Consider the following 26,283-nt stretch of genomic DNA (forward strand, 5'->3'; position numbering starts at 1 on the left):
TGCGATCAGCGACGGAAATAGTCTTCGACGTTCAAGAAGGCGCGGTGGCCCTCCGGCGTCGCGTTACGGATAGGGTCGGTTTCCGGAGTCACCTCCCCGCGCCAGGCGGTGACGCGCAGCGGTGTGACGCTATATGCCGGGCGGGCATCGAGCACATGCGGCACGTTGGCGATCACCACGATCACGTCCATCTCGGCGCGCAGCAGCACGCTGCGCCCGCCCTCGAACGGGCCGACATCCGGCACGATGCTGCCATCCTCGGCGATGATCGCGCCCTTGAACAGGTTGATGCACGGATGCACGTCGCGCCGCCCCAGCCCGTGCTTGGCCGCGCCGAGCAGAAACCGTTCGCGGCCATTGGGACAGGGGCTGTAATTGGCACCCTCACCATATTTCGCGGCATTGGTCTGAGCGTTGGACGTGCCGCAGAACGCGTCGTGCGTGCCGGCTCCGTCCTCGACGATGCTCATCAGCACGCGGCCCATGTCCGACAGCAGAAGCTTGCCTGCGCCCAGATAGGCGTTCCACTGCACCTTGACCGTGTCCGCGACATTCAGCCGCTCGGTCGGCATCTCGGCGTTGAACAGCTGCAGCCCGGCACAGGCATCGCCCTTGAGGTCGATCAGCCTGAGCCGGGTGCTCCGCGCGAGCTTGCGCGTCGCATAGCCGCCCGGCGCGATCGTCTCTTCCCAGAGCAGGTCTTCACTCGCGACGCCCTCGGGCAGGTCGTCGGCAATTGGCGGCAGCACCGGCATCGATTCCACTTTGGTCCCGGCCATGCTCCGCGCATGGGCGCGGGCGGCGGACGGATCGCTCAAAACGGCGGTCATGCAGCGGCTCCCTTGGCATGTTCGCCCGCGTCCGGCTCGTAGAGCGGGGGCAGCAGGGCGGTGGTGGTGACGAGTTGCAGCTGGTGCACGCCGCGCACCCGGCGCAGCGCATCGCACAGCTCGTTGAGGCGGACGGCGGGGCCCTGGACCAGCAACACCTCAAGCGACTGGTCGTCCTCGAGAAACACGTGCTGCGAGGAGATGACCTCCTTCAGATATTCGGCCTGGGTCTGCGCGAGTTGATGGCGCACCCGGCCCCGGTCGCCGCGATAGACGATGGTCAGCGTGCCCGCGAGCATCTCGTCGGGCCGCGTCGTCGCCTCGTGCGCGGCGAGCGCATGGCGGATCAGCTCTGCAATCAGCTGCGAGCGCGAGGGCAGCCCGCGTTCCTCGACCATCATGTCGAGCTGACGGAACAGCTCGCTCGGCAGGCTCATCGATAACCGCGCGACACTGGTCGGCTCGGTTCCCATCATGCGTTCTCCTGGGTCTTGGCAATCTCCAGAACCGCCGGTTTTTCAGGCTCTTCCGGGTTGCTCTTCTTGTTGAGAGTCAGGTCATAGACAGCGGTCGCGCCGAAGCGGTGTGGCGCGTGCGGATCGTGCCGACGCTTGTCGAGCGCGAGCACGCGCGTGCCGAGCGTGAACGCCTCGCGAATGTCGTGCGTGACCATGATGATGGTCAGCGCATAATCGCTCCACAGTTGGCTGATCAGCGCGTGCATGTCGGCGCGGATGCCGGGATCGAGCGCGCCGAAGGGTTCGTCGAGCAGCAGGATGCGCGGCCGCTTGATCAGCGCCTGTGCGATAGCGAGCCGCTGCTGCATCCCCCCGGAAAGCTGCGCAGGATATTGGTGCATGCTGTCGCCAAGGCCGACCGCGACGAGCATCTCCTCGGCCCGCGCTCGCGCCGCCTTGCGCGCCGATCCGAACAGCCGGGCGCTGAGCGGCGCCTGTTCGCATTCGAGCCCGAACATCACATTGCCCAGCGCGGAAAGGTGTGGGAACACCGAATAGCGCTGGAACACTACCCCGCGATCGGGCCCGCATTCGGGCGCAAGCGGCTGGCCGTCGAGTTCGATCACCCCGCGCGTCGGGCGCTCCTGGCCCAGGACGACGCGCAGCAGGCTCGACTTGCCAGCGCCCGAGGGGCCGACGATCGACACGAACGAGCCGGGCTGGATGTCCAGATCGACCTTTTCCAGCACAATCTTGTCGCCATATTCGACCCAGACGTTCTGGAGGCTGAGGATCGGCGCGGCGCTCATCGGCCCTGCCCTTCCGCCCAGGGAAAGGCCTTGCGGCTGGTCAGCGCGAGCGCCCAGTCCATCACGATCGCGAGCAGCGCGATCCACGCGACATAGGGCAGGATCACGTCCATCGAGAGGTAACGGCGGACGAGGAAGATGCGGTAGCCCAGCCCCACATCCGCCGCGATCGCCTCGGCCGAGATCAGGAACACCCAGGCCGGGCCGAGCGCCAGCCGGACAGCGTGGATCAGGCGTGGCATCGCCTGGGGCAGCGCGACGCGGATCATGATCTGCCAGGAGTTTGCCCCCAGGGTCTGCGCCTTGATCACCTGTTCGGCGGGGAGCGCGGCGATATAGGCGGCGATATCGCGGATCATCACCGGCGCGACGCCGATGGCGATCAGCGCGACCTTGGCGGTTTCCCCCAGGCCCAGCGCGATGAACAGGATCGGCAGCAGCGCGATCGGCGGGATGACCGCGATACCGGTGACCAAAGGCCCGAAGGTGGCGCGAACCGGCGGCAGCACCCCCAGCACCAGGCTGACGACCAGCGCGGTCAGTGTCGCAATGCCCAGGCCCAGACCGAGGCGCTGCAGGCTGGCGAGCGTATCGGCCCAGAAGGTGACCTGCCCGGTAAGTTGATCCGCCTGAAACATCAGCGCCGACATCGCCTGCCCCATCGCCCCGGGCAGCGGCAGGATTTTATCGAACGGATTGTCGGCATGGCGCTGCGCCGCGACGATCAGATAGGCGATCAGCAGCACCGCGACCGGCAGTGCGCCGAGCAAAATGCGTTCGCCCTTTTTCGGATGTCGGTTGACCCAGCGCATCGCCGTTCCCCTGCCCCGATCCGCGCTTACAGCTTGCCGTCGGCGGCGAGCTTCATGAACGCATCGTCGAAGCGCAGCGTCACCCGCGCCGGATCGCCCAGCACCTTGCCGCCGGGGAACGCGATACCCACTGCGTCAGCGCTCGCCGCGCCCTTGAACAGGCCCTTGGAGAAGCTGAAATCGCGCACCTGCGTCATCGTGTTGACCAGCGCCGGAGAGGTCGCCGCCGCGACCGCCGCCTTGGGATCGGCGTAAAGGAACGTCGTCTTGAGCTGGCTGTCGAACATTTCGGGTGTCGCGCCCGAAAGCTTGGCCATCGCGGCGCGCGCGGCCTTGCCTTCCGCATCGTCGCGCTGCATCAGCGCCACCGTCTCGTACCAGATGCCCGCGAGCGCCTTGCCCAGGTTCGGATTGGCCTTGAGCGTCGCAGTGTCGACCACCATCAGGTCGAGAATCTCGCCCGGAATATCGGCGGAACTGAACACCTGGGTAACGCCGGGCTCACCCTTCATCACCGAAAGCTGCGGGTTCCACGCCACCGCAGCGTTGACATCCGCCGCGCCAAAGGCCGCGACGATGTCCGCATCGGACGTGTTCACCGTCTTGACGTCGGTCGACTTGAGCCCCGCCTTTTCGAGCGCGCGGGTGAGCAGATAATGCGAAACCGAAAGCTCGACCAGATAGACCTGGCGGCCCTTGATCGCCGCCAGGCTGTTCGCGCCTTTCAGCAGCACACCATCATTGCCGTTCGAATAGTCGCCGATAATGACCGCGGTGGTATCCTTGCCGCCCGCCGCGGGAATGGTCAGCGCGTCCATATTGGCGACGGTGACGCCATCGAACTTGCCCGCCGTGTACTGGTTGACCGACTCGACATAGTCGTTGACCTGCACGAAGTTGATCTTGATGCCGTATTTGTCGGCCCATTTCTTCACGATGCCCGCTTGCTGCGCATAAGGCCAGGGCATCCATCCGGCATAGATCGACCAGCCGATATTGAATTCGGTCTTTGGCTTGGCGGGCCCGGGGGAACCGGAACAGGCGGCGAGCGCGAAAGCCCCCAGCATCGCCAGAAGGGTGGAAAGCCTGCGCAACAGCCTCGTCATGATTCGGTCCCCTTTCGCAGTGCAGCATCACGAGCGCAGACAGGCTTGTCCAGCAGAAAATATTACCATGAGTGAAAAACGTAATAACCGTCGGACAGCGCACACTTCCTCCGCTGGTCCGCGGCGCCCAGCTGTCAGGGTTCGCTTTGCGCAACTGATAGCCCTGCAAAGCCCGAAAAACCGCGCCAGTTCAGCGGACGGTGATTCGCTCGGCCAGGCGCCGACCTTCCGCAGCATGTGATTCGCCGGTATGATTCGCGCCTCATCCGCGAAGCGTTTCTGCGTTAGGGGCGGGCTGTGCGATCGGCCATCAAACCGCGTCAATCCCGTCATTTTTTGCAGTGCAGCACGAAATGCCGTTCATACTGAGCAAGTGCAAAATTATTACGCTTGACGCATTCCGTAATATCCATACCGTATTGGATGTCGCTGGCAGTCCGCCAGCGGCACTATCGACTGTTCGCAAGCGAGGGTCCGTGGATCGAAAGCCGGCCTGTTCGGATATCAGACAAGGCGCTGCGCACCGCGCAGACGGCACGATCACCCTACGCAAAGCGATATCTACCCCCGCAGGCAAGACCGCCGCGCGACGTGCAATGGCGCGCGCGCAGACAAGGCGGCGCGTGTGGGGAGTTTCAGGGAGAACAGGCCGGAAAACCGGCGATCAAGGGGTCGGCATCGCCAGAACCCCAGGGGAGACGGGTGTCATTTGAAAAGGCTCACCAAGAATTGGGGGTCTGAAGATGACGAACAAGCTGTTCCGCGCCACCTTGCTGGGCGCTACCATGTTGATGGGCATGGGCACCGCGCCTGCCTTTGCGCAGGACATTGCGGGTGATGACGCGCAGGATACCGAACAGGAAGGCGGCAGCAACGTCATCGTCGTGACCGCGACCCGCCGCGCGACCTCGATCCAGGACGTGCCGATCAACATCAGCGCGATCGGCGACGAGCAGCTCGCCCGCCAGCGCATCGACGATGTGCGCGACATTGCCGATTTCACCCCGGGCCTGACCATCTCCGACACCGGCCCCGGATCGACCGGCGCCATCGTGCTGCGCGGCCTCAACGCTTCGGACACCAGCGCAAACGGCGCCTCATTCGATGACGCGCTCGGCCTGTATCTGGGCGAAGTACCGCTCTATTACGATTTCAAGCTGCTCGATATCGCCCGTGTCGAGGTTCTGCTCGGCCCGCAAGGCACGCTCTACGGGCTGGGAACGCTGGCCGGCGCGATCCGCAACATCCCCAACCGCCCCAATCTCGAAAGCTTCGAAGGCGAGGTGCACGGCCGTTTCTACGCCAAGCAGCACAGCAGCAAGCTGGGCTATCAGGCCGATGGCGTGATCAACATCCCGATCATCAAGGATCACCTCGCCTTCCGCAGTTCCACCGGCTATTTCTACGATCCCGGCTTTATCGACTATACGCTGCTTCTGCAGCGGCCGGGCGTTTCGCTGCCCCAGCCCAACGGCCCCAATTTCATCAGCGCGGCGGGTTATGCCGCCAACCTGCGCCGCGAGAACGACGTCAATTTCGAGAAGACGATCAGCACGCGCAACCAGCTGCTCTATCAGGCAAGCGAGGACTTCAAGCTCAACATCACCTATGCGTTTCAGCGCACCAAGACCGATGGCCGCCAGTCGAACAGCGATTTCGTGTTCGGCACCGGGCGGTATGAAAGCGCGGCGCGCTTTCTCGAGCCGGTCAATCGCCGCGCGCATCTGATCAGCGCGGAAATCAACGCCAATATCGGCAATATCGCCGATCTGGTGGCGACCACCGCGCATACCGATGTCAAGAACGAGCAGGTGGGCGACAATACCGATCTGCTGCTCGACCTCGATTATGGCTATGAATCCTTCCCGGCCTTTTCGAGCTTCAACGAAAGCACCAACCGGCGCAAGCAGTTCAACCAGGAAGTGCGCTTCGTCTCGCGCCATGGCGGGCCGTTCAACTGGGTACTGGGCGCATTCTACAACCGCCGCACGCTGCAGAACGACTATCGCGAGCGGCTGCCGGGCCACCCGTTCGTTGCCTTCGGCACGTTGCCCAACCCGCTCGAGCTCGAATATGTCTCGTTCAACCGCTCGCGGGTGACCGAGCGCGCGATCTTCGGCGAAGGCACCTTCCGCGTCACGCCCGAATGGCAGGTCACGGCGGGTGCGCGCTATTTCGGCTATCGCTCCGAAGTCGCGGGCCGCGCGGTGCTGCCGCTGCTTGGCGAACCCCTGAGCCCCTATGACCTGCCCTCGGCGGGCGGCGTCGCCAAGAAGAGCGGCTGGGTATGGAAGTTCAACAGCTCGTACAACATCACCGACGATATCATGGTCTATGCGACCTATTCGAAGGGCTATCGCCTGGGCGGGCCGAATACCGTGGCACCATGCGTGCTGCCGCTCAATCCGAACCAGCAGAATGTCTGTGCGCTGCCCAACGAGCAGCAGTTCGGCCCGGATACCACCAAGAACCTGGAACTCGGCATCCGTACCGAGCTGTTCGACAACATGCTGACGTTCAACTTCAACGTGTTCCAGATCAAGTGGAACGGCATTCAGGTCGCCTCGGCGACGGTCAACGGCGTGGTCGGGATCACCGTCAATGGCGGCACCGGCAAGTCCGAGGGCTTCGAAACCTCGTTCCAGCTGCGCCCGCTGCCCCGCTTCACCATCCAGGGCAATTTCTCCTATCTCGACGCGCGGCTGACCCAGGACGTGCCGGGGATCATCGCGGTCAACAGCCCGGCAGGAATCTATCCCAGCCGTCCGATCCAGCTCGACGCGCTGTCGGGCGACCGGCTGCCGGGTTCGGCCAGGACCAGCGGCGCACTAGGCGCGACCTATACCGCGCCGTTCATGGACGGCAACATCGTCGCCGACTGGACCGCGACCTATCGCGGCAATGACGTCACCCGGCTGGGCTGGGATCGCGCGTTCGGCGACAAGCTGCCCGGCTTCACCACCCACCGCGCCTCGGTCTTCTACGAGACCGACCGCTACAGCCTTGGCGTCTGGGCCAACAACATCTTCGACAAATATGCGGTCAACGCGGTGTCGAACGATCGCTCGCGCGTCGGTCTGAACGACGGCGTCCGGCTGCGCTATCTGCGCAACAGCGTCATCAACCCGATGACCCTGGGTCTGGAGGCTCGGTTCAGGTTCTGATCGCAGGCTTGGGCGCGGGGCCGGTTGGGCAAGGCCGGTCCCGCCCCATGCGACCCGCCAGCAAGGGGGCCAGGTGATGACAGCCAAAAGCCGAATTCCGGGATTTGCGGGGCTCGCCGTGGTGCTGGCGACCTCGGGCGGGCTTGCCGCCGAACCCGCTGCCCCCCTGCCCCGGCTGTTCGCCGAACGCTGGATCGACGGCACCAACGGCGCCGAACCGGTCGCGCAAGTGCAGTCGCTCGACGCCGACACGTTCGTCATCCGCCAGTCGGTCAAGACCAATTTCGAGGCGCCGTTTCTCTATCTGCTGTTCGGGCGCGACAAGGCGCTGCTGATCGATACCGGCGCGGAAGGCGGAGTCATCCGCCCGGTGGTCGACCGGGTGATCGCCGAATGGCTCGCCGCGCATGGCCGCCAGGCCATCCCGCTGGTCGTCGCGCACAGCCATGCGCATGGCGACCATATCGCAGGCGATGCCGCCTTTCGCGACCGGCCCGATACCGTGCTGGTCGGGCTGAAACCGGCGGATGTCGCAGCCTTTTTCGGCATCAAGCGCTGGCCCGGCGATATCGCGACCTTCGATCTCGGCGGCCGGGCGCTGTCGATCATCCCGACGCCGGGGCATCAGGCCGCAGCGATGATGGTCTATGACCCGCGCCTCAAGATCCTGCTCTCGGGCGACACGCTCTATCCCGGGCGGCTCTACGTGCCGGTCAATTTCCTCGGCGACAACCGCGCCAGCATCGACCGGCTGAGCGCTTTCGTGCGCACGCATCCGATCCGCGCCGTGCTCGGCGCGCATATCGAGATGACGCGCGCGCCGGGGCGCGATTATGCGCACGAGGCGCTGGAACATCCGAACGAGCATCCGCTCGAGCTGCCAGCAAGCGAGATCGCCAAGCTACGCCAGGGGCTCAGGGCGAAGCTCGACACACCGGGCCAGTCGCAGGTCCATGACCGCTTCATCATCGTACCGGTGCCGCCCCGTGACGAATGACCGCATAGATGAGGTCTATGGGAACTATTGGCCAATGCCGTCTGGCGTGATGGCCCGGATTTTACAACGCTCTTTCCACTGCGAACCTCAACCGTCCCGCCTTCAGCGCTGCCCTATGCCGGCAGCCCGGGACCGCAACGTGAGTACAGGCACATGAACGGAGTCCGCGTCGGCAACCGCATCATCGGGGCAGATTCGCCCGTCACCATCGGCTGGGAGAACGTGCCCAAGGTCGAAGGCGGCCCGTTCAAGCGGCTGTTCTTCACCTGGTTCCAGCCTGCCGTGCTCTTTTCGATGATCGCGTTCTGGTATTATGCGCCCAATTCGATCGCCAAGGCCTCGACCGCGATCGGCATCGGCATCGCGTTTCGCGCGCTGCTGCTCGCGCTCGAATGGGTCAACCCGCGCTACAAGAGCTGGGAGCTGACCTGGAAGGAATGCGTCACCGACCTGTTCTATGTGGGCCTGGGCTATACCATCCTCAATCTGGTCGACAATTTCATCGGCAGCGACGTGCTGATCGAGAACCTGCTGAGCAGCTTCGACTGGGACAAGTTCGCCTGGTTCACCGGCCTGCCGCTGCTGGTCCAGGCATTCCTGATCCTGTTCATCTTCGATTTCGGCCAGTACTGGATGCATCGCGGGATGCACAACTGGTACCCGCTCTGGCTCACCCATTCGGTGCACCATTACATTACCCAGCTCAACATCAACAAAGGCGCGGTCGGCAATCCGGTCGAGCTGTTCCTGATCGGGCTGGGCATCGGCGGCCTGTTCGACTTCCTGCCGCGGGCCGCGCTGCTCGCCGGGGCCATCGGCATGTCGATCGGCGTGTACCAGCATATCAACGTGCGCTTCAACACGCCCGCCTGGTGGCGCTTCCTGTTCAACACCACCGAGCATCACAGCCTGCACCATTCGCTCGATTTCGAGGCGACGCGCAGCAACTATGCCAGCAATTTCATCTTCATCGACCGCATGTTCGGCACCTGTGTCGATGGCGAGGCCGAATTGCTCGGCATGGAAGGCGGTCGTCGCATGTCGATCCGCGAACAGATGACCTATCCCTTCACCGAAGGCTGGAAGACGATGAAGGAAAAGTTCGGCAAAGGCCATGATACCACGGCAGTGCCCGCAGAATGACCGGTCAGGCGCACAGCGTGAGCGACACGCTTCCCGGCATGGCCGCAGCCAGCGACAGGCGCAGCTGGATGCGACTGATCGACTGGATTTGGACGGTACGCGGTGAATTGCCGCTGCCCCAGGGCCAGAGCGCGGACGAGGCCTTTGCGAGGCTCGAACCGTTCTTCCGTGAACCCGGCACCAGCTTCGATCGGGCCGAGGGGCGCCTGACCTTCACCAAGAAGGACCCGCTCGCGCAGGACCGCATGTCGATCTATGATCGGGGCGAGCTGCGCGTCGAGAGCCAGCCCGGTGGCGGCGTGCTGCACTTCTGGATGACCAGCAAGTCGCTGCTGTTCTGCTTCCTCGCGCCCTTGCTGTTTGTCGCCTTCGGCCAGATCATCGTCGGGGTCGGCATATTGGCCAAGCCCGACACCGAGCAGGCGGACAAGAAGAAGGACCAGGAAAAGGACAAGGTCCGCGAACTGCACTGGATCGACCAGATGCTTGGTGCCCCCGCGCCCGAAAAGCCCAAGAAGGATGAGAAGGACAAGAAGAAGGAAGAAGGCGGCAAGGACCGCTTCTCGCCGACCTCTGCCTATGTGTTCGCCGGGCTGTTCGCGCTGCTCTACGTGATCGGTCGCATTCTAGAAGATCGGCTGATCCGCAGGCGCTTCCTGCGCAGCCTGGCGGGAGACTAAGCTTTCCCGATCGCGACGCGATTGCCGTTTGCGCCGGCGCACCCTAATTGGTCCAGCATGAGCAGATGGCCCTTCGACGCGCAGACCGATGATATCCGCCCGCTGCTGATGCAATTGCACAGCGCAGGCGAACCGTTCGCCATCGCCACGCTGGTCGAGACCTCGGGCCCTGCCCCGCGCGAGATCGGGGCACAGATGCTGATCACCGGCGATCAGCATTGGGGCTATCTCTCGGGCGGCTGTATCGAGGCCGATGTCGCGCGGCACGCCCGCGAAGCGATGGCCGAGGGCAAGCCGAGACTGCTGCGCTATGGCGAGGGCAGCCCGTGGATCGACATTCGGCTCGCCTGCGGCACCGGCATCTCGGTGCTGGTCGAGCCGCTGCGCGGCGATGACCCGGCAGTGTCTGCGCTGCTGGATGGCTTTCAGTCGCGACATCCGGTTCTGTGGTCCAGCGATGGAACAGCGCGCGAGGCGCTTTCCTCCGACGATGTACCGCGCTTCGCCTGGAATGCTCGCCGCTACTCGAAGCGCTACGATCCTGTCCTGCGGCTGGTGCTGATCGGCGAGGATGCGACGGCGCTCGCCTGCGCGACGCTCGGCCAGGCGATGGGAATGGAGGTGGCGCTGGTCACCCCCAACGGCCCCGAAGCCACGCCATGGCCGGGACTGTCCTATCATCGCGCCTCGCCCGCCGACGCGCTCAAGGCGATTGGGCTCGACCGGTGGACGGCGGTGGCGGTGCTGTCGCACGATCGCGAGGATGACGAAGCCGGGCTCGCCGCCGCGCTCATCTCGCCTGCCTTCTATGTCGGCGCGATCGGCGCGCGCATTCGGCTCGACGGACGCATCGACCAGTTGCGCCGCCAGGGCGTGAGTGAGGCAGAGATCGCGCGGCTGCGCGCACCGATCGGGCTTCAGGGCTTCGGCAAGGCTCCGCGCGATATCGCGCTGTCGGTGGTCGCCGATGTCGCGCGCGAGTTCCACGCACGCTCGGCCAGCGCCAGCGAGGCCGCATCATCGATATCGAGCAGCGCGCCGCTATCGTCGGTATCGAGATAGGCGAGCGCCCTGTCCTTGAGCGCATCCCCTGCCCCGCGGTCGCCCGAAAGCTGCATCAGATCAGGCAAGGCGGAACGCACGAAGCAGACCGGATGGCCGGGCTTGCCATCGACCCTGGGCCGCGCGGCATAGCCCGAGCGCTGGGCGAGCCGCGCCAGTTCGCCGCACAAGGCGACCGGCACCAGCGGCATGTCGCCCAGGAACAGGAATGCCCCTTCGCTCTCGTCCGGCAGGCTGGCAACACCCGCGCGGATCGAAGCGGATATGCCCTGCTGCCAGTCTGCAGCCTCGACCAGATGGCAGTCCAGCCCGGCCAGCGCGTCACCGATCGAACGACCATGCTCGCCGACGACGACCAGCACCTCATCAAAGCCCCCGGCTGTCACCGCCTGGGCAGTGCGACGGATCATCGGCACACCATCGAGCGGCGCGAGCAGCTTGCCCCCGCCGAACCGCCGCCCCGCGCCTGCCGCCAGGATGACGGCGCACCAGCCGGGCAGCGCCATTGAACGCGCGGCGATCAGGCCTTGGCCTGGTCGCGCAGTGGCAGGGTACGGATGCGCTTGCCGGTCGCGGCGAACAGCGCGTTTGCCAGCGCAGGCGTCGCCGGCGGCAACCCGGGCTCGCCGATGCCACCGATCTTCGCGCCGCTTTCGATGAAGTGCACGTCGATCTGCGGCGGCGCATCGGCCAGCCTGATCAGCTCGTAATCGTTGAAATTGCTCTGCACCACCGCGCCCTTGTCGAGCGTGATCTCTTCACCGATCGCCGAAGACAGCCCCATGATCAGCCCGCCGGCAATCTGCGCTTCGGCGTTGAGCGGGTTCACCGTTGTGCCGCAATCGACCACCGCCCAGGCTTTCAGCACCTTGGGACGGCCGTCTTCCTTGACCGTCGCCTCGACCACTTCGGCAACGATCGTGCCGAAGCTCTCGACGATCGCGATGCCGCGCCCGGTGCCTTCGGGCAGCGGCGTGCCCCAGCCCGATCGCTTGGCGACCATATCGAGCACCGCGCGGTGGCGCGAACCTTCGGCCAGGTGCTTGCGGCGGAATTGATACGGGTCCTCGCCCGCCGCCTTGGCGAGCTCGTCCATGAAGCTTTCGTTGTAGAAGCCGAACTGGGTCGAATTGACCGAGCGCCACGGCCCGTCATTCTGGTTCGACTGGTACTTGAAATGGCGGCGCGAGACGGCGGGAATGTCGTAGATGAACGTCACCTCGCCCTCGGCGGTGTCGCTCTGCACATAATCGGCCTGCCAGCCGGTAATCTTGCCGTCGTTGCTCAGCGAGGCCTTGAACTGGCTCGACGATTGTGGGCGATAGGTGCCGTGGCGCACCTCTTCCTCGCGGCTCCACACCAGCTTGACCGGATAGGGCACCTGCTTGGCGATCACCGCCACCTGGTCGATAATCTCGGTGACATTGGGGAAGCGCCGACCGAAGCCGCCACCCATGATCATCGGGTTGAACGCGACATCGTCGATGCCCAGCCCCGCCGCCTTGGCAGCGCGATCGCGGGTGGTGAGCGGGTCCTGCAATCCGCCCCAAAGCGTCAGCTTGCCGTTCTTGTAATGGCCGGTGAGCGCGAACGGCTCCATCATCGCATGGTGCAGGAACGGCACGCGATAATCGGCGGTGACGAGCTTTGCGCCCGGGGCCTTGAACGCCGCCGCGACATCGCCATCGCCCGCCTCGCCCTCGGGCTCGCCGGTCTGGCGCAGCTTGACCTGTGCGGCATGGATCGTCTCGCTGGTGAGCGCGCCATGCCCGCCATCGGAGAATTTGGGGGTCAGCGCCTGCAGGCCCTTGAGCGCCTGCCAGTAGCGCTTGGCGACGACCACCACGGCGTCATCGAGCTTGATCACCTTCTCGACGCCGGCCACGGCCAGCGCGGGCTTTTCATCGACCGAAACCAGCTTGCCACCGCGCACGGGCGCAGCCGCAATCGTCGCCACGCGCATATCGGGCAGCACCAGATCGATGCCGTATTTGGCGCTGCCATCCACCTTGGCGGGGATGTCGATGCGCGGGACCGGCTTGCCGATCAGCTTGTAGTCCTTGGCCGACTTGAGCTCGGGCGATCCGGTCAGCGAGCGCTCCGCCGCACCGGCGGCGAGTTCGCCATAGCGCAGCGACTTGCCCGATTTGGCATGGATCACCTTGCTGTCCGCCGTGGTCAGCTCGCTCGCCGGAACGCCGAGCCGGTCGGCGGCTTCCTCGATCAGCGCAAGGCGCACCGAGGCCCCGACCACGCGCATGCCGACCTGGCCGGTAAAGCGCACCGCCGACGAGCCGCCGGTGATCTGCAACGGCATCGATCGCGCGAGCATTGCCATGACTGCATTGGGCAGCGCGTTGATCACGCCCGGCATCGAGGAGTCGCTGAGCAGGAAACCGCGGCCCAGCGCGGCATTGGCAAAGGACAGGTCTGCCGGGGCCTGCTCGACCTTCACTTTCGACCAGTCGGCATCGAGCTCGTCGGCGAGCATCTGCCCCATCGCCGTGTGCGTGCCCTGGCCGAAATCGATATGGGGCGAATAGACGGTGACTGTGTCGTCCTCGGCGATCTTCATCCAGCTGAGGAAATTATGGTCGTTGCCCGTCTCGGTCAGCGCCTTGGCGCGCGCATTGGCCGAACGGTCGGACCAGTAGACGCCGAACACGCCGCCGCCGACGAGCAGCGCGCCGCCGACCAGGAACGCGCGGCGCACGATGCCGCGCTTCTTCTTCACCGGGGTCGCAGGCTCCATCACATCCATGTCGGGATTGGGATTGTCCGCCATCATGCCTCTCCCATCGCCGGTGCAGTCGCAGGCGCACTCGCGGCTGCCGCCTTGCCGGTCGCGGCGAGGATCGCCTTGCGGATGCGCGGATAGGTGCCGCAACGGCAGATATTGGTCATCGCCTCGTCGATCTGTTCGTCGCTGGGGCTGCCGGTACGCTCGATCAGCGCCACCGCCGCCATGATCTGGCCCGACTGGCAGTATCCGCATTGCGGCACCTGCGCCTCGATCCAGGCCTGCTGCACCGCATGCAGCGTGCCGTCGGCCCCTTTCAGCCCCTCGATCGTGGTGACCGACTTGCCCGCCATATCGGCAAGCGGGACGCTGCACGAGCGGGTCAGCTCTCCATCGACATGCACCGAGCACGCGCCGCAGGCGGCGATGCCGCAGCCGAATTTGGTGCCAGTGAGCTCGAGCTCTTCGCGCAGCACCCAGAGCAGAGGCGTATCGGCCTCCGCCTCGACGCTGACCGGTTTGCCATTCACCTTGAAGTCGATCGCCACGCGCGTGCTCCCCCGATTATTGCTGCGATGTTGCATAGCAGCAAAGCCCGGAGAACGGCAAACGAAACGCGCGGGTATCCGCGGCCCGATCGCGAAAAATTCAGGGGATTTTCGTCTGTCCGTCGGCGGTCAGCTCGACCAGACCCATGGCATTGCCCGCAGGGTCGGTGAACAGGCCGAGCACCACCACGCCGGGCACCTCGAAACGCGGCGCGACGGTCTTGCCGCCATTCGCTTCGATTTCGGTCAAGGTGGCAGCGACATCGGGCACGCCGATATAGATCACCTTCTGCATGGGATCGGTGCGGAGCGTTCCGGGCAGCACCGGGCCGCTCACCGGCACCGCGACGACACCCCCGGGCCCTGCGGTCCAGCCGAAGACCTTCTCATAGAACGCGGTCTGCCCGGCATCAGCAGGGCCTGCGATATCGAAATAGACGATAGGGGCGGGCATGCGCTTCGGTGCCTCCTGTGCTGTGGCATGGAATGGGAGCGTGGCAGCGGCGAGCGCGCTCGCAAGTACGAAGCGGAACGGAAAACGCGAAACGATCATGCCATCACCTCCTCAAGCCCCGAGTCTGCCACGCCCCGCCCGGCCTGGCTTGGAAAAACCGGCGCGCGCGGCGCCATGGTCGGCGCGGTGTTGAGCCCTTCGGCCTCGCGCCGCTTCTGATAGGCCGAGGGCGGCATGCCTGCGAGCAGCCGATCGTCCGGGCAAATCGGCGGCGCAGGTCGCGGTCGGTCCAGCCGAGCAGCTGGCAGAGCTGCTCGGCGCGCCAGGGTTCGGCAGGCGCGACGCGCAGCCCGGCAGGCGGCGGCGGCAAGCGACGGGCCACCCAGGCTTGCAACAGATCGATCCGCGCAGCAGGGTGGCTCTGCTCGCCAAGCCGGTCGCGCAGGTCCCGGAAGTCCCGACCGATCACGTCCTCGGCCAGAACCGGCGGCGCGCCATCGCCCAGCGGCAGCGGCCCGAAGAGCAGGATGGCGGCATCTGGGTGCAGGCGCGCGGCAACAAACCGCGTCACCCCCAGCGAGCGAGAAAAGCGTGGGCCGGTCTGGATCGGCGTGATCCATCCGCCCGCAAAGCCCGTCGCGCGCTCGCCGGCGCTCCATTCATGGCCGTCGCCCAGGCTGATCACCAGTTCGACATAAGGCTTGGGAATGGCGGCGGCCTCGCCCAGCAAATGCCCCTCCAGATGCCAGAACGCCTTGACCGCCCAGCTGAGCGCCCGATCCGGCGGCCGTTCGAAATATGCGATCATCGCCTGCACCCCAAGGGAGCGGGCAGCTTGCCATGTGCACGCGCCGCGTCAAGCAGGCAGTCGGTTGGACAGCATATGCGCATCCTTCGCCATGCGCAGCGCGTATCGACTTGATACACCCCTCTCTCTTCTCTTGCGCACGATCAGGGTCCATAGGCTGGCGATGGAACAGACCACCCGACTTTATGCTGACCTGCAGCGCCGCCCCAACGGCGATAGCGGCTGGAGCGAAATCTACGACCGGTTCGTCGCCCGGCTGACTGCACTCGAGGCAGGCCGCTCCGCGCCGAGCGCAGGCGCACCCTTTCCCGATCTGCAGCTTCCCGACCATCACGGGCAGTATCAAAGCCTGCAGGCCCTGCAGGGTAATCGCCCGATGATCGTCAGCTTCGTGCGCGGCGGCTGGTGCCCCTATTGCCGGGGCGAGCTGGAACAATGGCGCGAGCAGATGCCGGCACTGGCGGCGGCGGGCGGCAGGCTGGTCGTCGTGGTCGGTGAAATCGCAGGTGGCGCAGACCGCATCCATGCGATGCTCGGCGGCGAAGCGGTCGTGCTGTGCGATATCGACCATGGCGCGGCGCTCGACCTAGGCCTGGCATATCATGCCGGGGCCGATCTGCTGCAGCGCTACCACGACGCCGGGCTCGACCTTACCGATGTTTATGGCACGGCCAGCGGCATTCTCCCCATACCCGCGACCTTCCTGATCGATTCCCGCGGTCTGGTGCGAGAGGCATGCGTCGATCCAGACTTCCGCGTCCGCGCCGACCCCGCTGCGATGGTGGCCGCGCTGACGCAGCTCTGAAGCCCCGTTTGTGGCGGGATTCCGCCGCTTCATGCACAACGCGTATCGAATCCATACCCGCCTGATACGTTCACGGCGACAAGGCCTCCGGCGATAAACGGTCATCCGAACGCGGCATCCTCCGCGTCGGGCCGGAGACCGATCATGGCCCCTGAAAGCCTCACCGTTGCCGAACGCTCGCTCGCTTGCGCTCCGGACGAATGGGGTCGATTGATGGCGGCGGCGCTGGCGGGGCACAGGGGCGCGTACAACCGGCTGCTCGGCGAGATCCAACCCTGGCTCGAGCGCTATTTCATGCGGCGCCTGCCGATGAGCATCGCCGAGGATCTGGCCCAGGAATGCCTCATCGCGGTGCACCAGAAGCGCCACACCTACGAGCCCGGTCGCCCGTTCCGCCCCTGGCTGGCGACGATCGCGCGCTACAAGTGGATCGACCGGCTGCGCGCCATGGGACGCAGGCCGACCATATCGATCGAGGAGGAGCTGGTCGAGCCGCAGGTCGACGATCACGAGTTCAGCGTCACCAGCGCGATCGTGCTGGAGGAACTGCTCTCCCGCCTGCGTCCGGCCCAGACCGCGGTCATCCGCCTTGTCAAGCTCAAGGGCTACAGCATCGAGGAAGCCGCCGCGATGACCGGCCAGTCGGAATCGCTGGTCAAGGTCAACATCCATCGCGGTCTTGCGAAGCTTGCGGGTTATGCCGCCGCGCCGGCAGAGTGAAGGGTCGTGACGATCATCCGCTCACAGCGCGAAGCAGGCGAGATCGTCCGCGACCACCATCGGTCCCTCATAATGCTGACGGATCGCCGCCTCGCCCTCCTGCTGGCGCACCAGCGCGCGCTGCATGTTGTGCGACAGGACCAGCAGCTTCGGATCGATCGCCGCCGCCATCTCGCCAATTGATGCAGGCGGACGGTGCAGCCCGCGCGGCTGCCCCTCGCCTTCGGGGATAACATTGTGCGCGACGAGAATGTCGGGTCTGCGCCCCGCGAGCGCGTCGACAAAACTCTGGCTCATCGCATTCTGGTCGCCTGCAAAGACGATGGTCCGCCCGCGTATCTCGACCAGATAGGCGAGCGCCGGGACCACGCCGTGCTCGACCGGAATGGCGGTGACCTTCACCTGCCGCGCGGCATCCTCGAACACAAGCGTCGCGCCATCGGGTGACGCCTCGACGGGCAGCAGTCTCGCCTTGCCCTCGCTCCCGTCGAGATAGCCCGACAGGTAGCGAAAGGCCCCCGCCTGCGGATCGAACAGCGCGCGCAAGTGATCGCGCATGCCCGGAAAATAGTCGCTGCCTATCGGACCGATGACCGGCAGATCGGCCGTCCGGTCGGAAAAGCCGCCGCTATTGAGGATCGCGTCGAGATCGGCGGCATGATCGGCATGGAAATGCGTGATCGCGATGGCAAGATGGTCCTCGAAGCGCGCCCCTGCCTCGCCATAGCGCACGAAGGCGCCGCTGCCGGCATCGATCAGCAGCACTGCCTTGCCATCGAGCCAGAGCAGCGCGGACGATCCGGCGCGCGAGCCTTCGGCAATCGGGCCGCCAGACCCGAGGATCTGCATGGCGACCGTGCTGTTGCACGCAGCGTCTGCTTGCGGCACGGCCAGCAGACAGGCTGCGCCCAGGAGCGCGGATTTCCAGTAACCAGATCGCTTCATCCGAACATCCCTTGGGCAAGAACACGCATGCGGCAGCCTGGCCACCGGGGTTTCGGGGGGAACGGTGTGGCCGAAGCTGCCGCATGATGGTCCGTAACTTGCCAACGGGCCATGCCGCTGTTTTCGTTGATGTCGCGAACAAGGTTACGCGAATAGCCGACCGGTACAGCAAATCGGATCATCAAAATTGTAACCGCTTCGGCCCCAATTGCGAAACAGGCCGCATGGCAACTGCCGTGGCGCGCATCCGCATTTCAGCGATGCCTTTTGGACCCAGCATTATCTCATGAACCAGGCCGCACTCATCCAGGCGCTTTGCGACGACCTGACTCCGGTGACCCCCGCAAGCCCGAGCGAGACAATCGCCAGGGGCGCGCTGATCGGCGGCAGCGCGGCGCTGCTTGCCGTGCTCGCGATCTGGGGCGTGCAGCCCGGCATCGATCATGGCTGGACGCTCTGCGCATTCCTGCTGAAGGCTGGCGCGATGATGGCGCTCGCGGCCATCGCATTGCGCAGCCTGGCGGCACTCGCGCGACCGGCTGCCATGCCCGTCGCATTGTGGCCCGGACTGGCGGTCATCACCGCCGCGCTGGGGTTCGTCGCGCTGGGCCAGATGCTCGTCGCGCATGAATCGGGCGCAGAACAACTGATGTTCGGCGAGAGCTGGCAAGCCTGCCCGTGGCGGATAGCCGCCCTCTCGCTGCCGCTGCTCGCCGGCATATTCCGGTCGCTGCGCCAGCAGGCACCGGTGCATCTGCGACGGACGGGCGCGATCGCCGGGCTGCTTTCGGGGTCGATCGCCGCCACGCTCTATGCGCTGGCCTGCACCGAGCAGTCGGCCGCATTCGTGCTGTGCTGGTATGGCCTCGGCATCGCTCTGGCGACGTTGCTCGGCGCGGTCAGCGCTCCGCGACTTTTGCGATGGTGACCGGGTTTGGACTGTAACCGATCAGGGCGCCCCTGCGAACGGATCAGTGCCAGACAGGCACCGCAACCGACCCATTCCCGGAGATACCGTCATGAATAGCGCTCAAAAGACCATCAGCCTTGCCGCCACCGCCGCGATGCTGGCCGTGACCGGCCTCAGCATCAGCGCCCATGCCGCCGAAAAGGCCAAGCCCAAGGATCTGGTGCACTGCTATGGCATCAACACCTGCAAGGGCACATCGGACTGCGCCACCGCCAAGACCTCTTGCAAGGGCCAGAACTCGTGCAAGGGCAGCGGCTTCATCTCGACCACGGCCAAGGAATGCGCCGCCAAGGGTGGCAGCCTGACCGAACCCAAGTGATCGCCCCGCTCGACTGAGGCAGGCCCGGCTCCGCAAAGGCGAGGCCGGGCATTGTCTGCTCAGGCGTGCGCGGCAAGCCAGGCCCCCCGACGGAAAGCCCCATTCATGCCCCAGCCCTCGCTTCCCCGATTTGCAGGCTATGGCCTGGGCATGCGCACCGAGCATTACGACGCCTATCTGAGCGGCACCGCGCCGGTCGATTTCGTCGAGATCATCTCGGAAAATTTCATGGGCGAAGGCGGCCGCCCGCTGCACCTGCTCGAACGGGCGCGCCAGAACTATCCCGTCGCGATGCATGGCGTCTCGATGTCGATCGGGTCTGCCGACGGCCTGAGGGCCGATTATCTCGTTCGGCTGAAGCGATTGGCCGACCGCATAGAGCCGCTCTGGGTGTCGGATCACCTGTGCTGGACCGGCGTCGATGGCTTCAATTCGCACGACCTGCTGCCCCTGCCCTATACCCGCGAGGCGCTCGACATCGCCGCCCGCAATATCGCGCTGGCACAGGACCTGCTTGATCGCCCGCTGCTGATCGAGAACCCGTCGAGCTATATCCATTTTGCCGCTGACATGATGGCAGAATGGGAGTTCCTAGCCGAGCTCACACGCCGAACCGGCTGCTATCTGCTGCTCGACATCAACAACATCTACGTCAGCGCCACCAATCACGGCTTTGATCCGCTCGCCTATCTGGCCGGCATCCCGCTTGATCGCGTGCGCCAGATCCATCTCGCCGGGCACAGCGCCGGGCAGGACGGCCTGCTGATCGACACGCATGACCATCCCGTTCCCGATCCGGTCTGGGCGCTTTACGCTGAGGCTATGCCCAGGCTTGGCGATGTGGCCGTGATGATCGAGCGCGACGACGATATTCCGCCGCTGGAAACGCTGATGGGCGAACTGGCCCTGGCGCGGCGGCTGGCGAAACCCGGCGAAAGCCTGGCGGCATGACCCTGCACGATCTTCAGAGCGAGTTCTGTGCCTTCCTGCGCAGCGACAGGGCGGTCCCGCTCGCAAGCGTCGCTCCGGCCGCCCAACGGGGTCTCGGCGTCTATCATTTCGCACATCGCGCAACACTGGGCGCGGCGCTGCGCGACGTTTTCGAGCGCACGCACGCATGGCTCGGCGATGCGCGCTTCGAACAGGCGGCCGACCGCCATATCGCGCTTCATCCGCCCTCGAGCTGGACGCTGGCCGATTATGGCGAGGGCTTCGACGAGACGCTGTCCGCGCTTTATCCCGGCCATCCCGAAGTCGCCGAGCTCGCCTGGCTCGACTGGACGTTGCGCGCGGCGTTCAACGGCCCCGACAGCCCGGAGCTGGACCTTGCCGGGCTGGCCGAGGTCGACTGGGACCGCGCGCGGCTGGTGATCAACCCGACGCTGGCGAGCCGCCCGATCATCACCAATGTCGCGCTGATCTGGCAGGCGCTCGAAGATGGCGAGGCCGACCCGCCACCGGCCGATCGGCTGCCGAGCGAAGCGGTGCTGACCGTCTGGCGGCAGGGCCTGATGCCGCGCTTCCAGACGATCGAATTTGTCGAGCTCGATGCGCTCGCATTGGCCATGCGGGGCGAGAGCTTCGGCGCGATCTGTGCCATGCTCGCCAAGAGCTCCGCAGGGAGCGAAGCGGCAGCGGCACAGGCAGGTGCGATGCTGCAACGCTGGATTTCCGAGGCGGTGCTCGTCGCGCTGGCGTGATGCGCCTGCCCGCCATGACCGCAGGGCATGAAACCCATGCACGCTGCCACCATTTGCAAACGCGGCGGCAGGGTGCATGATCCTGCGGATGACCCTCACTCCTCAGCCCGACCGCGATCCCTGCCCTGCCGCGCATGACCCATGGGAACAGCCGACCAATGATCTTGTCGCGCGGCTGTGCCAGTCGGGCGCCGGTTCGCGGGCCCCGCGGATTGGCGATCGCTTCCCCGATTTCGCCCTGCCCGATTCGCACGGACATCATGTCACGCTGCCCCAGTTGCTTGATCGGGGGCCCGTGGTGCTGAGCTTTTTGCGCGGACGATGGTGTCCGTTCTGTGCCCGAGAACTCAGCATCTGGCACGATGCGATGCCCCGGCTGGAAGCAGCAGGCGGCAGGTTCGTCGCTATCAGCGCCGAGACCGGCGGCCGGGCAGAGGATTTCCGGCGGGAGATCGCGCCCGGGGCAACGATGCTGTGCGATGTCGATCACGGCCTTGCCCTGTTGCTGGGGCTGGCCTTTCCGATCGGCGCGGATCTGAACCGGCGCTATGCCGATGCCGGGCTCGATCTCGGCGCGATCTATGGTAATTCCGGCCAGCTGCTGCCGATCACCGCGACCTATGTCATCGATCGCAGCGGCATCGTTCGCTTCGCCAATATCGATCCCGATTTCCGCCGGCGCGCCGACCCCAATGCCGTGATTGCGGTCGTCGAGGCCTTGAGCCGGTCGGGCGGGTAAGCGCGCTCAGCCCCAGGCCCGGGCGCGGATCGCCCGCACCAGCGCATTGGTCGCCACCGATCGCTTGCGGCCCGATACGGTCGCGAAAACCGTGGTGCGCGCGATGGTAATGCCCTGGACGGCGACCGGCCTGACCCGATCGGGCAAGGCCAGGCCTGCCGGCACCCAGGCGCAGCCCAGCCCGTTGGCGACCAGATCGACAACATCGCCCTCGAGATTGGCGCTATGCCGGAATTCCGGACGCAACCCGGCCTCCGCGCACAAGGCGGTGAATTCTGCCGCGACATGCGCGTCGCCGTCGATCCAGGCGAGCCGCGCCAGTTCGGGCAGATCGACGGAGGGCTGCTGCGCCACCCGGCAATCGATCGGGGCAACCGCTATCAGTTCCTGGCGCGACAGCACGATGGTGTCCAGCCGCTCGGGCGGATCGCCGGGCTCGGGCAGCACAGCAGCATCGACCTCGCCCTTCAACAGGCTCTGCAACAGGCTGGCGGCGTCCGCCTTGAGCAGCGACAGCTGAAAGCCGGGCAGCCCCTCCATCACCTGCGCCAGCGCCATGCCGAGCTGTTCGGAAACCGCCCCGGACACCCCGAGCGTCACCGGGGCATGTACCTGCCTGCCGATGCCCCGCGCGAGCAGCTTGGCCGCCTGCGCCGCGTCATAGGTGCGCTGCAGATGCGGCACCATCTGCCGCCCCAGTTCGGTCAGATGCGTCAGCGACCGTTCGCGCCGGAAAAGCTGCCCGCCGAATTCCTCTTCCAGCTTCTGGATGGCACGCGTGAGCGAAGGCTGAGTGACATTGCACTCCTCCGCCGCGCGCGTGAAATTGAGCGTCCGCGCCGCCGCCAGAAAATATCGGACCTGATGCATTTCCATCAAAGGCGCTCCGGGCGGTACAGCCAGAAAATCACCGTTTTCCGCCGGACAACCCCTGACTTTCGCAGCAAGTGGCACAGTGATCTAACGATAAACAGGCGTCAACTGTGACGATCTGACTATCATTTAGTCCGCAATCGAATTAATCTGCCTCCAAGCCCTTACCTGCGCTTTCCGCTTGGCGAGACCCGATGGCCGATATCGCAATCTGGATGAAAAGCTTTGCCGCCGTGACCGATGCGGGCAGCTTTTCCGCCGCTGCGGCGCGGATCGGCAGCAGCCAGTCGACCCTGTCGAAACACGTCGCCGCGCTTGAGGCGCATCTGAAGACACGGCTGTTCAACCGGACCACGCGATCGCTGACGCTGACCACCGATGGCGCGCGCTTCTACGAAAAGGCGATGAGCGCGCTCGATACGATCGAAGCGGCCGAAGCATCGGTCGGGCTCGAGGGCGAAGCGGAGGGCATCGTCCGCGTGACCGCACCGCTGACGCTGGCCGAGAGCCGCCTGATCGCGATGCTGACGCGGTTCATGGCGGAAAATCCCAGGATCGAGATCGATTTCACCGCCTCGGACCATGCGCTCAATCTGGTTGCGGACAATCTCGACCTGGCGGTGCGCGTCGGCCAGCTCGCCGATAGCCGTCTCATCGCCCGTCGGATTGGCGTGGCGCGGCGCATCGCGGTCGCCGCGCCCGGCTATCTCGCGCGGGCTGGCCGCCCGCAAGCCCCGGCCGATCTCGCGCAGCACCAGTGCATCGTCTATTCGCTGCTGGGCACCGGATCGCGCTGGGCCTTCGAGGATGGATCGTCGGTCGAGATCCATGGCAGCTTTCGCGCCGACAGCCCGCATCTCGTGCGCGCTGCCGCTGTCGCCGGACTGGGTGTCGCGGTGAATGCGCGCTGGCTGTTCGAGGATGCGATTGCGGCAGGCCAGCTCGAACATATCCTGGTCGAGCATGAACCGGTGCGCATGCCGATCCATATCGTGCTGCCGCCGGGCCGCTATGTCCCGGCGCGGACGCGCAGCCTGATCGATTTCCTGAGCCGCGCCTTTGCAGCGGACCCCTTGCTTGCCCCCGATTCTCCAGCCTAGCCTGCGGGCTGAGGAATATCCTAGCCCGTCCTCGACCAGGCAGGTTCCGCCTTTCATGACGCAGCGCTCAGCGCGTCCGCCAGCACGGCATTGAACGCACCCGGCTGCTCGAAATAGGGCGAATGGCCCGCTCCGGGCAGGACAACTTCACGCGCCTCCGCCGCTGCCAGCATGCCGGTGAGGCTGTCGGGTGGCCAGATCGGATCGCAGGCACCCATGATCAGCGTTACCGGCACAGCGAGTTCAGCAAGCTGGCCAGGCGCGATCAGCACCTCGGGCGCGAACAGGCGCTGCCCCCAGGCCGGATCCAGCGGCGCATTGGCCGCCGCGATATGACGATAGAGCAAGGCCTTGGCCGGTTCGTCGGTTTCGAACTGCGGCTGCAAACCCAGCGCTGCCGGGCCCCGCTCGTCCATCCGCGCGGTCGCCTCGCGAAAGGCCGCAAGCCCGGGCGGATGGGCAATCCCCGCCAAAGTGCAGCACAGGACCAGCGCGTTCACCAGATCGGGCCGCGACAGCGCCAGGCGGAGGCCCGCCCAGCCGCCGAGCGACTGGCACACCAGATCGATGCGCATCAGCCCGAGCGCTTCGCACACACCGGCGGCGCCCTGTACCATCGCCTCGACCGGATCGCTGTGAGGCGATGGCGGATCGGATCGGCCGAAGCCCGGCAGATCGATCGCAACCACATGCCGGTGCGGCGCAAAATGATCGAACTGCTGCCACCAGCCTGCGCTGTTGCCGCCCGCCCCGTGGATGAACAACAGGCTGGGCGTTTCGGCTTGCATGCGCCCCGCAGCAATCCAGGCGATGCCATTGGTCGTGCCTGACGCCCGCATGTTCAAAGTGACTCTGGCAGCGAGAGGCTGATAGCCCTGGGCCGGAAAGCACCGATCATGTCTTCGGCAGCACGGCGCATTTGCATATCGCCCCCCAAATCGTCACGATAGTCAGCGGCACGTCATCAACCGCGACCCCCTAAATTTACGGGATTGTAGCAGTTATTACAAGGATCGCCATGGCCAATCGTCAGGACCAACGCGAGAAAGTGATCCAGATGCTGGCGGATCATCTGCTGACAGCCGGTCTGGCGCAAACCAGCCTCAGGCAGCTGGCGGCGGCGTGCGGCACAAGCGACCGGATGCTACTCTATTATTTTGCCGACAAGGCAGAAATCATGACCCTGGTGCTTGGGCGAGTCGCCGAGCAGTTTTCGAGCGCGCTCGACCTGGCGCTGCCGCCCGACCGGCTCCCGCCGCAGACTCTGCTGCAACAGGCAAGCGCGCTGGTGCGCACGCCCGCCATGCGCCCCACCATGCGATTGTGGCTGGACATGGTAGCGGCAGCAGCACGGCAGGAGCAGCCATTCCCCGCCATCGCCACGGCGATCCTGCACCAGCTGATGGCCTGGATCGAAGCCAGGCTGGAAGGTCCGCCGGGACCGGCCAGACGCCAGCGCGCCGCATTCCTGCTCGCCCTGATCGATGGGATCGCGATTTTCGACATGACCGGCGGCGAAGCCGAAGCCGACGCTGTCGAACAGGCGCTGAGCGACATTCTGCTGACTTGAAGCATCGCTGTAACTGCCCTTTCTGCTGCGGCGAATTGCGTGTAGCATCCATTACGGACATCCTACCCGCCTTTCGAGAGAACGACTCCATGACCGAGGCCCAGCACCGCCGCTGGTTGAAATTCACCGCCATTTCCGTCGCAATCTTCGGCCCGATCTTTGCCACCGGTACGATCGAAGGTCTCGCCGCCCCTGCGCGCTGGTCGCTCGACATTCTGGCCTGGCCAATCGACGGCGCGCAGGATTTTGCCGCGCCGACCACGCGCTTTCTCTCCGCACTGACCGGCGGATTTCTCCTCGGCTGGGGCGTGATGATCTGGTTCCTCGCCACGCGCGTCCACCGGCACGCTCCGGAGCCGGTCCGCCAAGCGGTGCTGGCGGGACTGCTCGGCTGGTTCCTACTCGACAGCACAGGCTCGATTGCCTCGGGTCAGCCGATCAACGCGCTTTTCAACGTGGCCGTACTGCTGATCCTGGTCGGCCCGCTCTGGTTACCCGCGAAGGACGCATGATGTGATGTCCCCGCTGCCGCTCGATCACCTCACCATCTTGAGCCGCGATGCCGAAGCAAGCGCGGCCTGGTATGGCGCGCTGCTGCCCTGGCTCGGTTTCGAGCGCGCCAAGCCTGACATCTGGCACAATGCCAATGGCTTGTACCTGCAGTTCCGCACCGCCAAGGCCGAAACGCGCCCCTATGAACGCTACGGAGCGGGGCTCAACCATCTGGGCTTCACCGCGCCCGATCCCGGTTTCGTCGAGGCCCTCGCCGCGCACATGACCAATCTGGGCCACGAGGCGCGGTTGCAGCGGTTCGGCGACGGCATCGTCGCGCTGTTCATGCCCGATCCTGATGGTCTGCGCGTCGAGGTGTCCTGGTATCCCGAAGGCGTCCCGCCGGTGGATTGAGCCGGCCGGTTTGGCAGCCGCCGAT

The 26,283-nt window shown here is 65.5% G+C and carries 28 protein-coding genes and 1 pseudogene; 16 read left to right on the forward strand and 13 right to left on the reverse strand.

Features of this window, described 5'->3' with window-relative positions; genetic code table 11:
- Positions 1–5: 5 nt before the first annotated feature.
- Genes AX725_RS08100 through AX725_RS08120 form a run of 5 tightly spaced genes read right to left on the reverse strand, consistent with a single transcriptional unit; the run spans position 6 to position 4,015 of the window.
- Entirely contained in the window at positions 6–830 is an 825-nt protein-coding gene (locus AX725_RS08100) for an urea amidolyase associated protein UAAP1 (protein WP_060980053.1), read from the reverse strand.
- Positions 827–1,303 carry a CopG family ribbon-helix-helix protein gene (locus AX725_RS08105; RefSeq protein ID WP_060980054.1) on the reverse strand — a complete coding sequence of 159 codons (477 nt, stop codon included), beginning with the start codon at positions 1,301–1,303 and terminating at the stop codon, positions 827–829. Before AX725_RS08105 ends, AX725_RS08100 begins: the two co-directional genes overlap by 4 nt.
- Positions 1,303–2,097: an ATP-binding cassette domain-containing protein gene (locus AX725_RS08110; RefSeq protein WP_060980055.1), complete on the reverse strand. Its 795-nt coding sequence runs from the start codon at positions 2,095–2,097 to the stop codon at positions 1,303–1,305. Before AX725_RS08110 ends, AX725_RS08105 begins: the two co-directional genes overlap by 1 nt.
- Complete coding sequence (locus AX725_RS08115) at positions 2,094–2,909, reverse strand: ABC transporter permease (protein WP_060980056.1); 816 nt, start codon at positions 2,907–2,909, stop codon at positions 2,094–2,096. The genes AX725_RS08110 and AX725_RS08115 overlap by 4 nt, the downstream gene beginning before the upstream one ends.
- Positions 2,910–2,935: 26 nt before the next feature.
- Positions 2,936–4,015 carry a putative urea ABC transporter substrate-binding protein gene (locus tag AX725_RS08120; RefSeq protein WP_060980057.1) on the reverse strand — a complete coding sequence of 360 codons (1,080 nt, stop codon included), beginning with the start codon at positions 4,013–4,015 and terminating at the stop codon, positions 2,936–2,938.
- Between the two features lie 743 nt (positions 4,016–4,758).
- On the opposite strand from AX725_RS08120, the gene AX725_RS08125 reads away from it, so the two are divergent.
- The 5 genes from AX725_RS08125 (at position 4,759) to AX725_RS08145 (ending at position 11,061) form a co-directional block, all read left to right on the forward strand.
- The gene (locus AX725_RS08125) at positions 4,759–7,179 is read left to right on the forward strand and encodes a TonB-dependent receptor (protein WP_066114203.1); all 2,421 of its coding nucleotides are present in this window, start codon (positions 4,759–4,761) and stop codon (positions 7,177–7,179) included.
- A gap of 76 nt (positions 7,180–7,255) precedes the next feature.
- Positions 7,256–8,176, forward strand: a complete 921-nt coding sequence (locus AX725_RS08130; protein ID WP_082730713.1) for an MBL fold metallo-hydrolase — start codon at positions 7,256–7,258, stop codon at positions 8,174–8,176.
- A 153-nt stretch (positions 8,177–8,329) separates the two neighbouring features.
- The gene (locus AX725_RS08135; RefSeq protein WP_060980059.1) at positions 8,330–9,319 is read left to right on the forward strand and encodes a sterol desaturase family protein; all 990 of its coding nucleotides are present in this window, start codon (positions 8,330–8,332) and stop codon (positions 9,317–9,319) included.
- Positions 9,320–9,336: 17 nt separating this feature from the next.
- The gene (locus AX725_RS08140) at positions 9,337–9,999 is read left to right on the forward strand and encodes a hypothetical protein (protein ID WP_208598106.1); all 663 of its coding nucleotides are present in this window, start codon (positions 9,337–9,339) and stop codon (positions 9,997–9,999) included.
- Between the two features lie 57 nt (positions 10,000–10,056).
- Complete coding sequence (locus AX725_RS08145; RefSeq protein ID WP_060980060.1) at positions 10,057–11,061, forward strand: XdhC family protein; 1,005 nt, start codon at positions 10,057–10,059, stop codon at positions 11,059–11,061.
- Positions 11,062–11,084: 23 nt separating this feature from the next.
- On the opposite strand, the pseudogene AX725_RS21495 reads toward AX725_RS08145, so the two are convergent.
- The 5 genes and pseudogenes from AX725_RS21495 to AX725_RS08170 all read right to left on the reverse strand — a co-directional run.
- A pseudogene (locus tag AX725_RS21495) lies at positions 11,085–11,567 on the reverse strand (nucleotidyltransferase family protein); the annotation flags it as partial.
- A 14-nt stretch (positions 11,568–11,581) separates the two neighbouring features.
- Positions 11,582–13,846 carry a xanthine dehydrogenase family protein molybdopterin-binding subunit gene (locus AX725_RS08155; protein WP_208598107.1) on the reverse strand — a complete coding sequence of 755 codons (2,265 nt, stop codon included), beginning with the start codon at positions 13,844–13,846 and terminating at the stop codon, positions 11,582–11,584.
- Positions 13,846–14,385, reverse strand: coding sequence for a (2Fe-2S)-binding protein (locus tag AX725_RS08160; protein ID WP_067512079.1), 540 nt, complete (start codon positions 14,383–14,385; stop codon positions 13,846–13,848). Before AX725_RS08160 ends, AX725_RS08155 begins: the two co-directional genes overlap by 1 nt.
- Positions 14,386–14,449: 64 nt before the next feature.
- The gene (locus AX725_RS08165) at positions 14,450–14,902 is read right to left on the reverse strand and encodes a VOC family protein (protein ID WP_060980063.1); all 453 of its coding nucleotides are present in this window, start codon (positions 14,900–14,902) and stop codon (positions 14,450–14,452) included.
- A 4-nt stretch (positions 14,903–14,906) separates the two neighbouring features.
- The gene (locus AX725_RS08170; RefSeq protein ID WP_066045799.1) at positions 14,907–15,611 is read right to left on the reverse strand and encodes a DUF6597 domain-containing transcriptional factor; all 705 of its coding nucleotides are present in this window, start codon (positions 15,609–15,611) and stop codon (positions 14,907–14,909) included.
- Positions 15,612–15,774: 163 nt separating this feature from the next.
- Between AX725_RS08170 and AX725_RS08175 the strand changes: the two genes are divergently transcribed.
- Entirely contained in the window at positions 15,775–16,416 is a 642-nt protein-coding gene (locus AX725_RS08175) for a peroxiredoxin-like family protein (protein ID WP_060980065.1), read from the forward strand.
- A 144-nt stretch (positions 16,417–16,560) separates the two neighbouring features.
- On the forward strand, positions 16,561–17,136 hold the full coding sequence (locus AX725_RS08180) for a sigma-70 family RNA polymerase sigma factor (RefSeq protein WP_060980066.1): 576 nt from the start codon (positions 16,561–16,563) through the stop codon (positions 17,134–17,136).
- 21 nt (positions 17,137–17,157) lie between these two features.
- Here AX725_RS08180 and AX725_RS08185 read toward each other — a convergent pair whose 3' ends face one another.
- A complete protein-coding gene (locus AX725_RS08185) occupies positions 17,158–18,081 on the reverse strand; it encodes an MBL fold metallo-hydrolase (RefSeq protein WP_060980067.1) in 924 nt (307 codons plus the stop codon).
- Between the two features lie 286 nt (positions 18,082–18,367).
- Here AX725_RS08185 and AX725_RS08190 point away from each other — a divergent pair, with 286 nt between their 5' ends.
- The 5 genes from AX725_RS08190 (at position 18,368) to AX725_RS08210 (ending at position 21,809) form a co-directional block, all read left to right on the forward strand.
- A complete protein-coding gene (locus AX725_RS08190; protein ID WP_066110789.1) occupies positions 18,368–19,009 on the forward strand; it encodes a DUF1109 domain-containing protein in 642 nt (213 codons plus the stop codon).
- Positions 19,010–19,100: 91 nt separating this feature from the next.
- Positions 19,101–19,370: a BufA2 family periplasmic bufferin-type metallophore gene (gene bufA2 / locus AX725_RS08195; protein ID WP_060980069.1), complete on the forward strand. Its 270-nt coding sequence runs from the start codon at positions 19,101–19,103 to the stop codon at positions 19,368–19,370.
- 105 nt (positions 19,371–19,475) lie between these two features.
- A complete protein-coding gene (bufB, locus tag AX725_RS08200) occupies positions 19,476–20,321 on the forward strand; it encodes an MNIO family bufferin maturase (RefSeq protein ID WP_060980070.1) in 846 nt (281 codons plus the stop codon).
- Positions 20,318–21,070: an HvfC/BufC N-terminal domain-containing protein gene (locus tag AX725_RS08205; protein WP_060980071.1), complete on the forward strand. Its 753-nt coding sequence runs from the start codon at positions 20,318–20,320 to the stop codon at positions 21,068–21,070. Before bufB ends, AX725_RS08205 begins: the two co-directional genes overlap by 4 nt.
- An 88-nt stretch (positions 21,071–21,158) precedes the next feature.
- Positions 21,159–21,809, forward strand: a complete 651-nt coding sequence (locus AX725_RS08210; protein WP_196490641.1) for a peroxiredoxin-like family protein — start codon at positions 21,159–21,161, stop codon at positions 21,807–21,809.
- Positions 21,810–21,815: 6 nt separating this feature from the next.
- Here AX725_RS08210 and AX725_RS08215 read toward each other — a convergent pair whose 3' ends face one another.
- A complete protein-coding gene (locus tag AX725_RS08215; RefSeq protein ID WP_066119092.1) occupies positions 21,816–22,685 on the reverse strand; it encodes a LysR family transcriptional regulator in 870 nt (289 codons plus the stop codon).
- A gap of 191 nt (positions 22,686–22,876) precedes the next feature.
- Between AX725_RS08215 and AX725_RS08220 the strand changes: the two genes are divergently transcribed.
- Positions 22,877–23,782, forward strand: a complete 906-nt coding sequence (locus AX725_RS08220) for a LysR family transcriptional regulator (protein ID WP_066044182.1) — start codon at positions 22,877–22,879, stop codon at positions 23,780–23,782.
- 53 nt (positions 23,783–23,835) lie between these two features.
- Here AX725_RS08220 and AX725_RS08225 read toward each other — a convergent pair whose 3' ends face one another.
- Positions 23,836–24,621: an alpha/beta fold hydrolase gene (locus AX725_RS08225; protein ID WP_066044179.1), complete on the reverse strand. Its 786-nt coding sequence runs from the start codon at positions 24,619–24,621 to the stop codon at positions 23,836–23,838.
- 179 nt (positions 24,622–24,800) lie between these two features.
- Between AX725_RS08225 and AX725_RS08230 the strand changes: the two genes are divergently transcribed.
- The 3 genes from AX725_RS08230 (at position 24,801) to AX725_RS08240 (ending at position 26,258) form a co-directional block, all read left to right on the forward strand.
- A complete protein-coding gene (locus tag AX725_RS08230) occupies positions 24,801–25,352 on the forward strand; it encodes a TetR family transcriptional regulator (protein WP_066044177.1) in 552 nt (183 codons plus the stop codon).
- Positions 25,353–25,441: 89 nt separating this feature from the next.
- Entirely contained in the window at positions 25,442–25,864 is a 423-nt protein-coding gene (locus AX725_RS08235; RefSeq protein WP_066044176.1) for a hypothetical protein, read from the forward strand.
- A 4-nt stretch (positions 25,865–25,868) separates the two neighbouring features.
- A complete protein-coding gene (locus tag AX725_RS08240; RefSeq protein WP_066044174.1) occupies positions 25,869–26,258 on the forward strand; it encodes a VOC family protein in 390 nt (129 codons plus the stop codon).
- The last annotated feature ends 25 nt before the right edge of the window (positions 26,259–26,283 follow it).

This window comes from Blastomonas sp. CCH9-A1 (assembly GCF_001557175.1).
GTDB lineage: Bacteria > Pseudomonadota > Alphaproteobacteria > Sphingomonadales > Sphingomonadaceae > Blastomonas > Blastomonas delafieldii_A.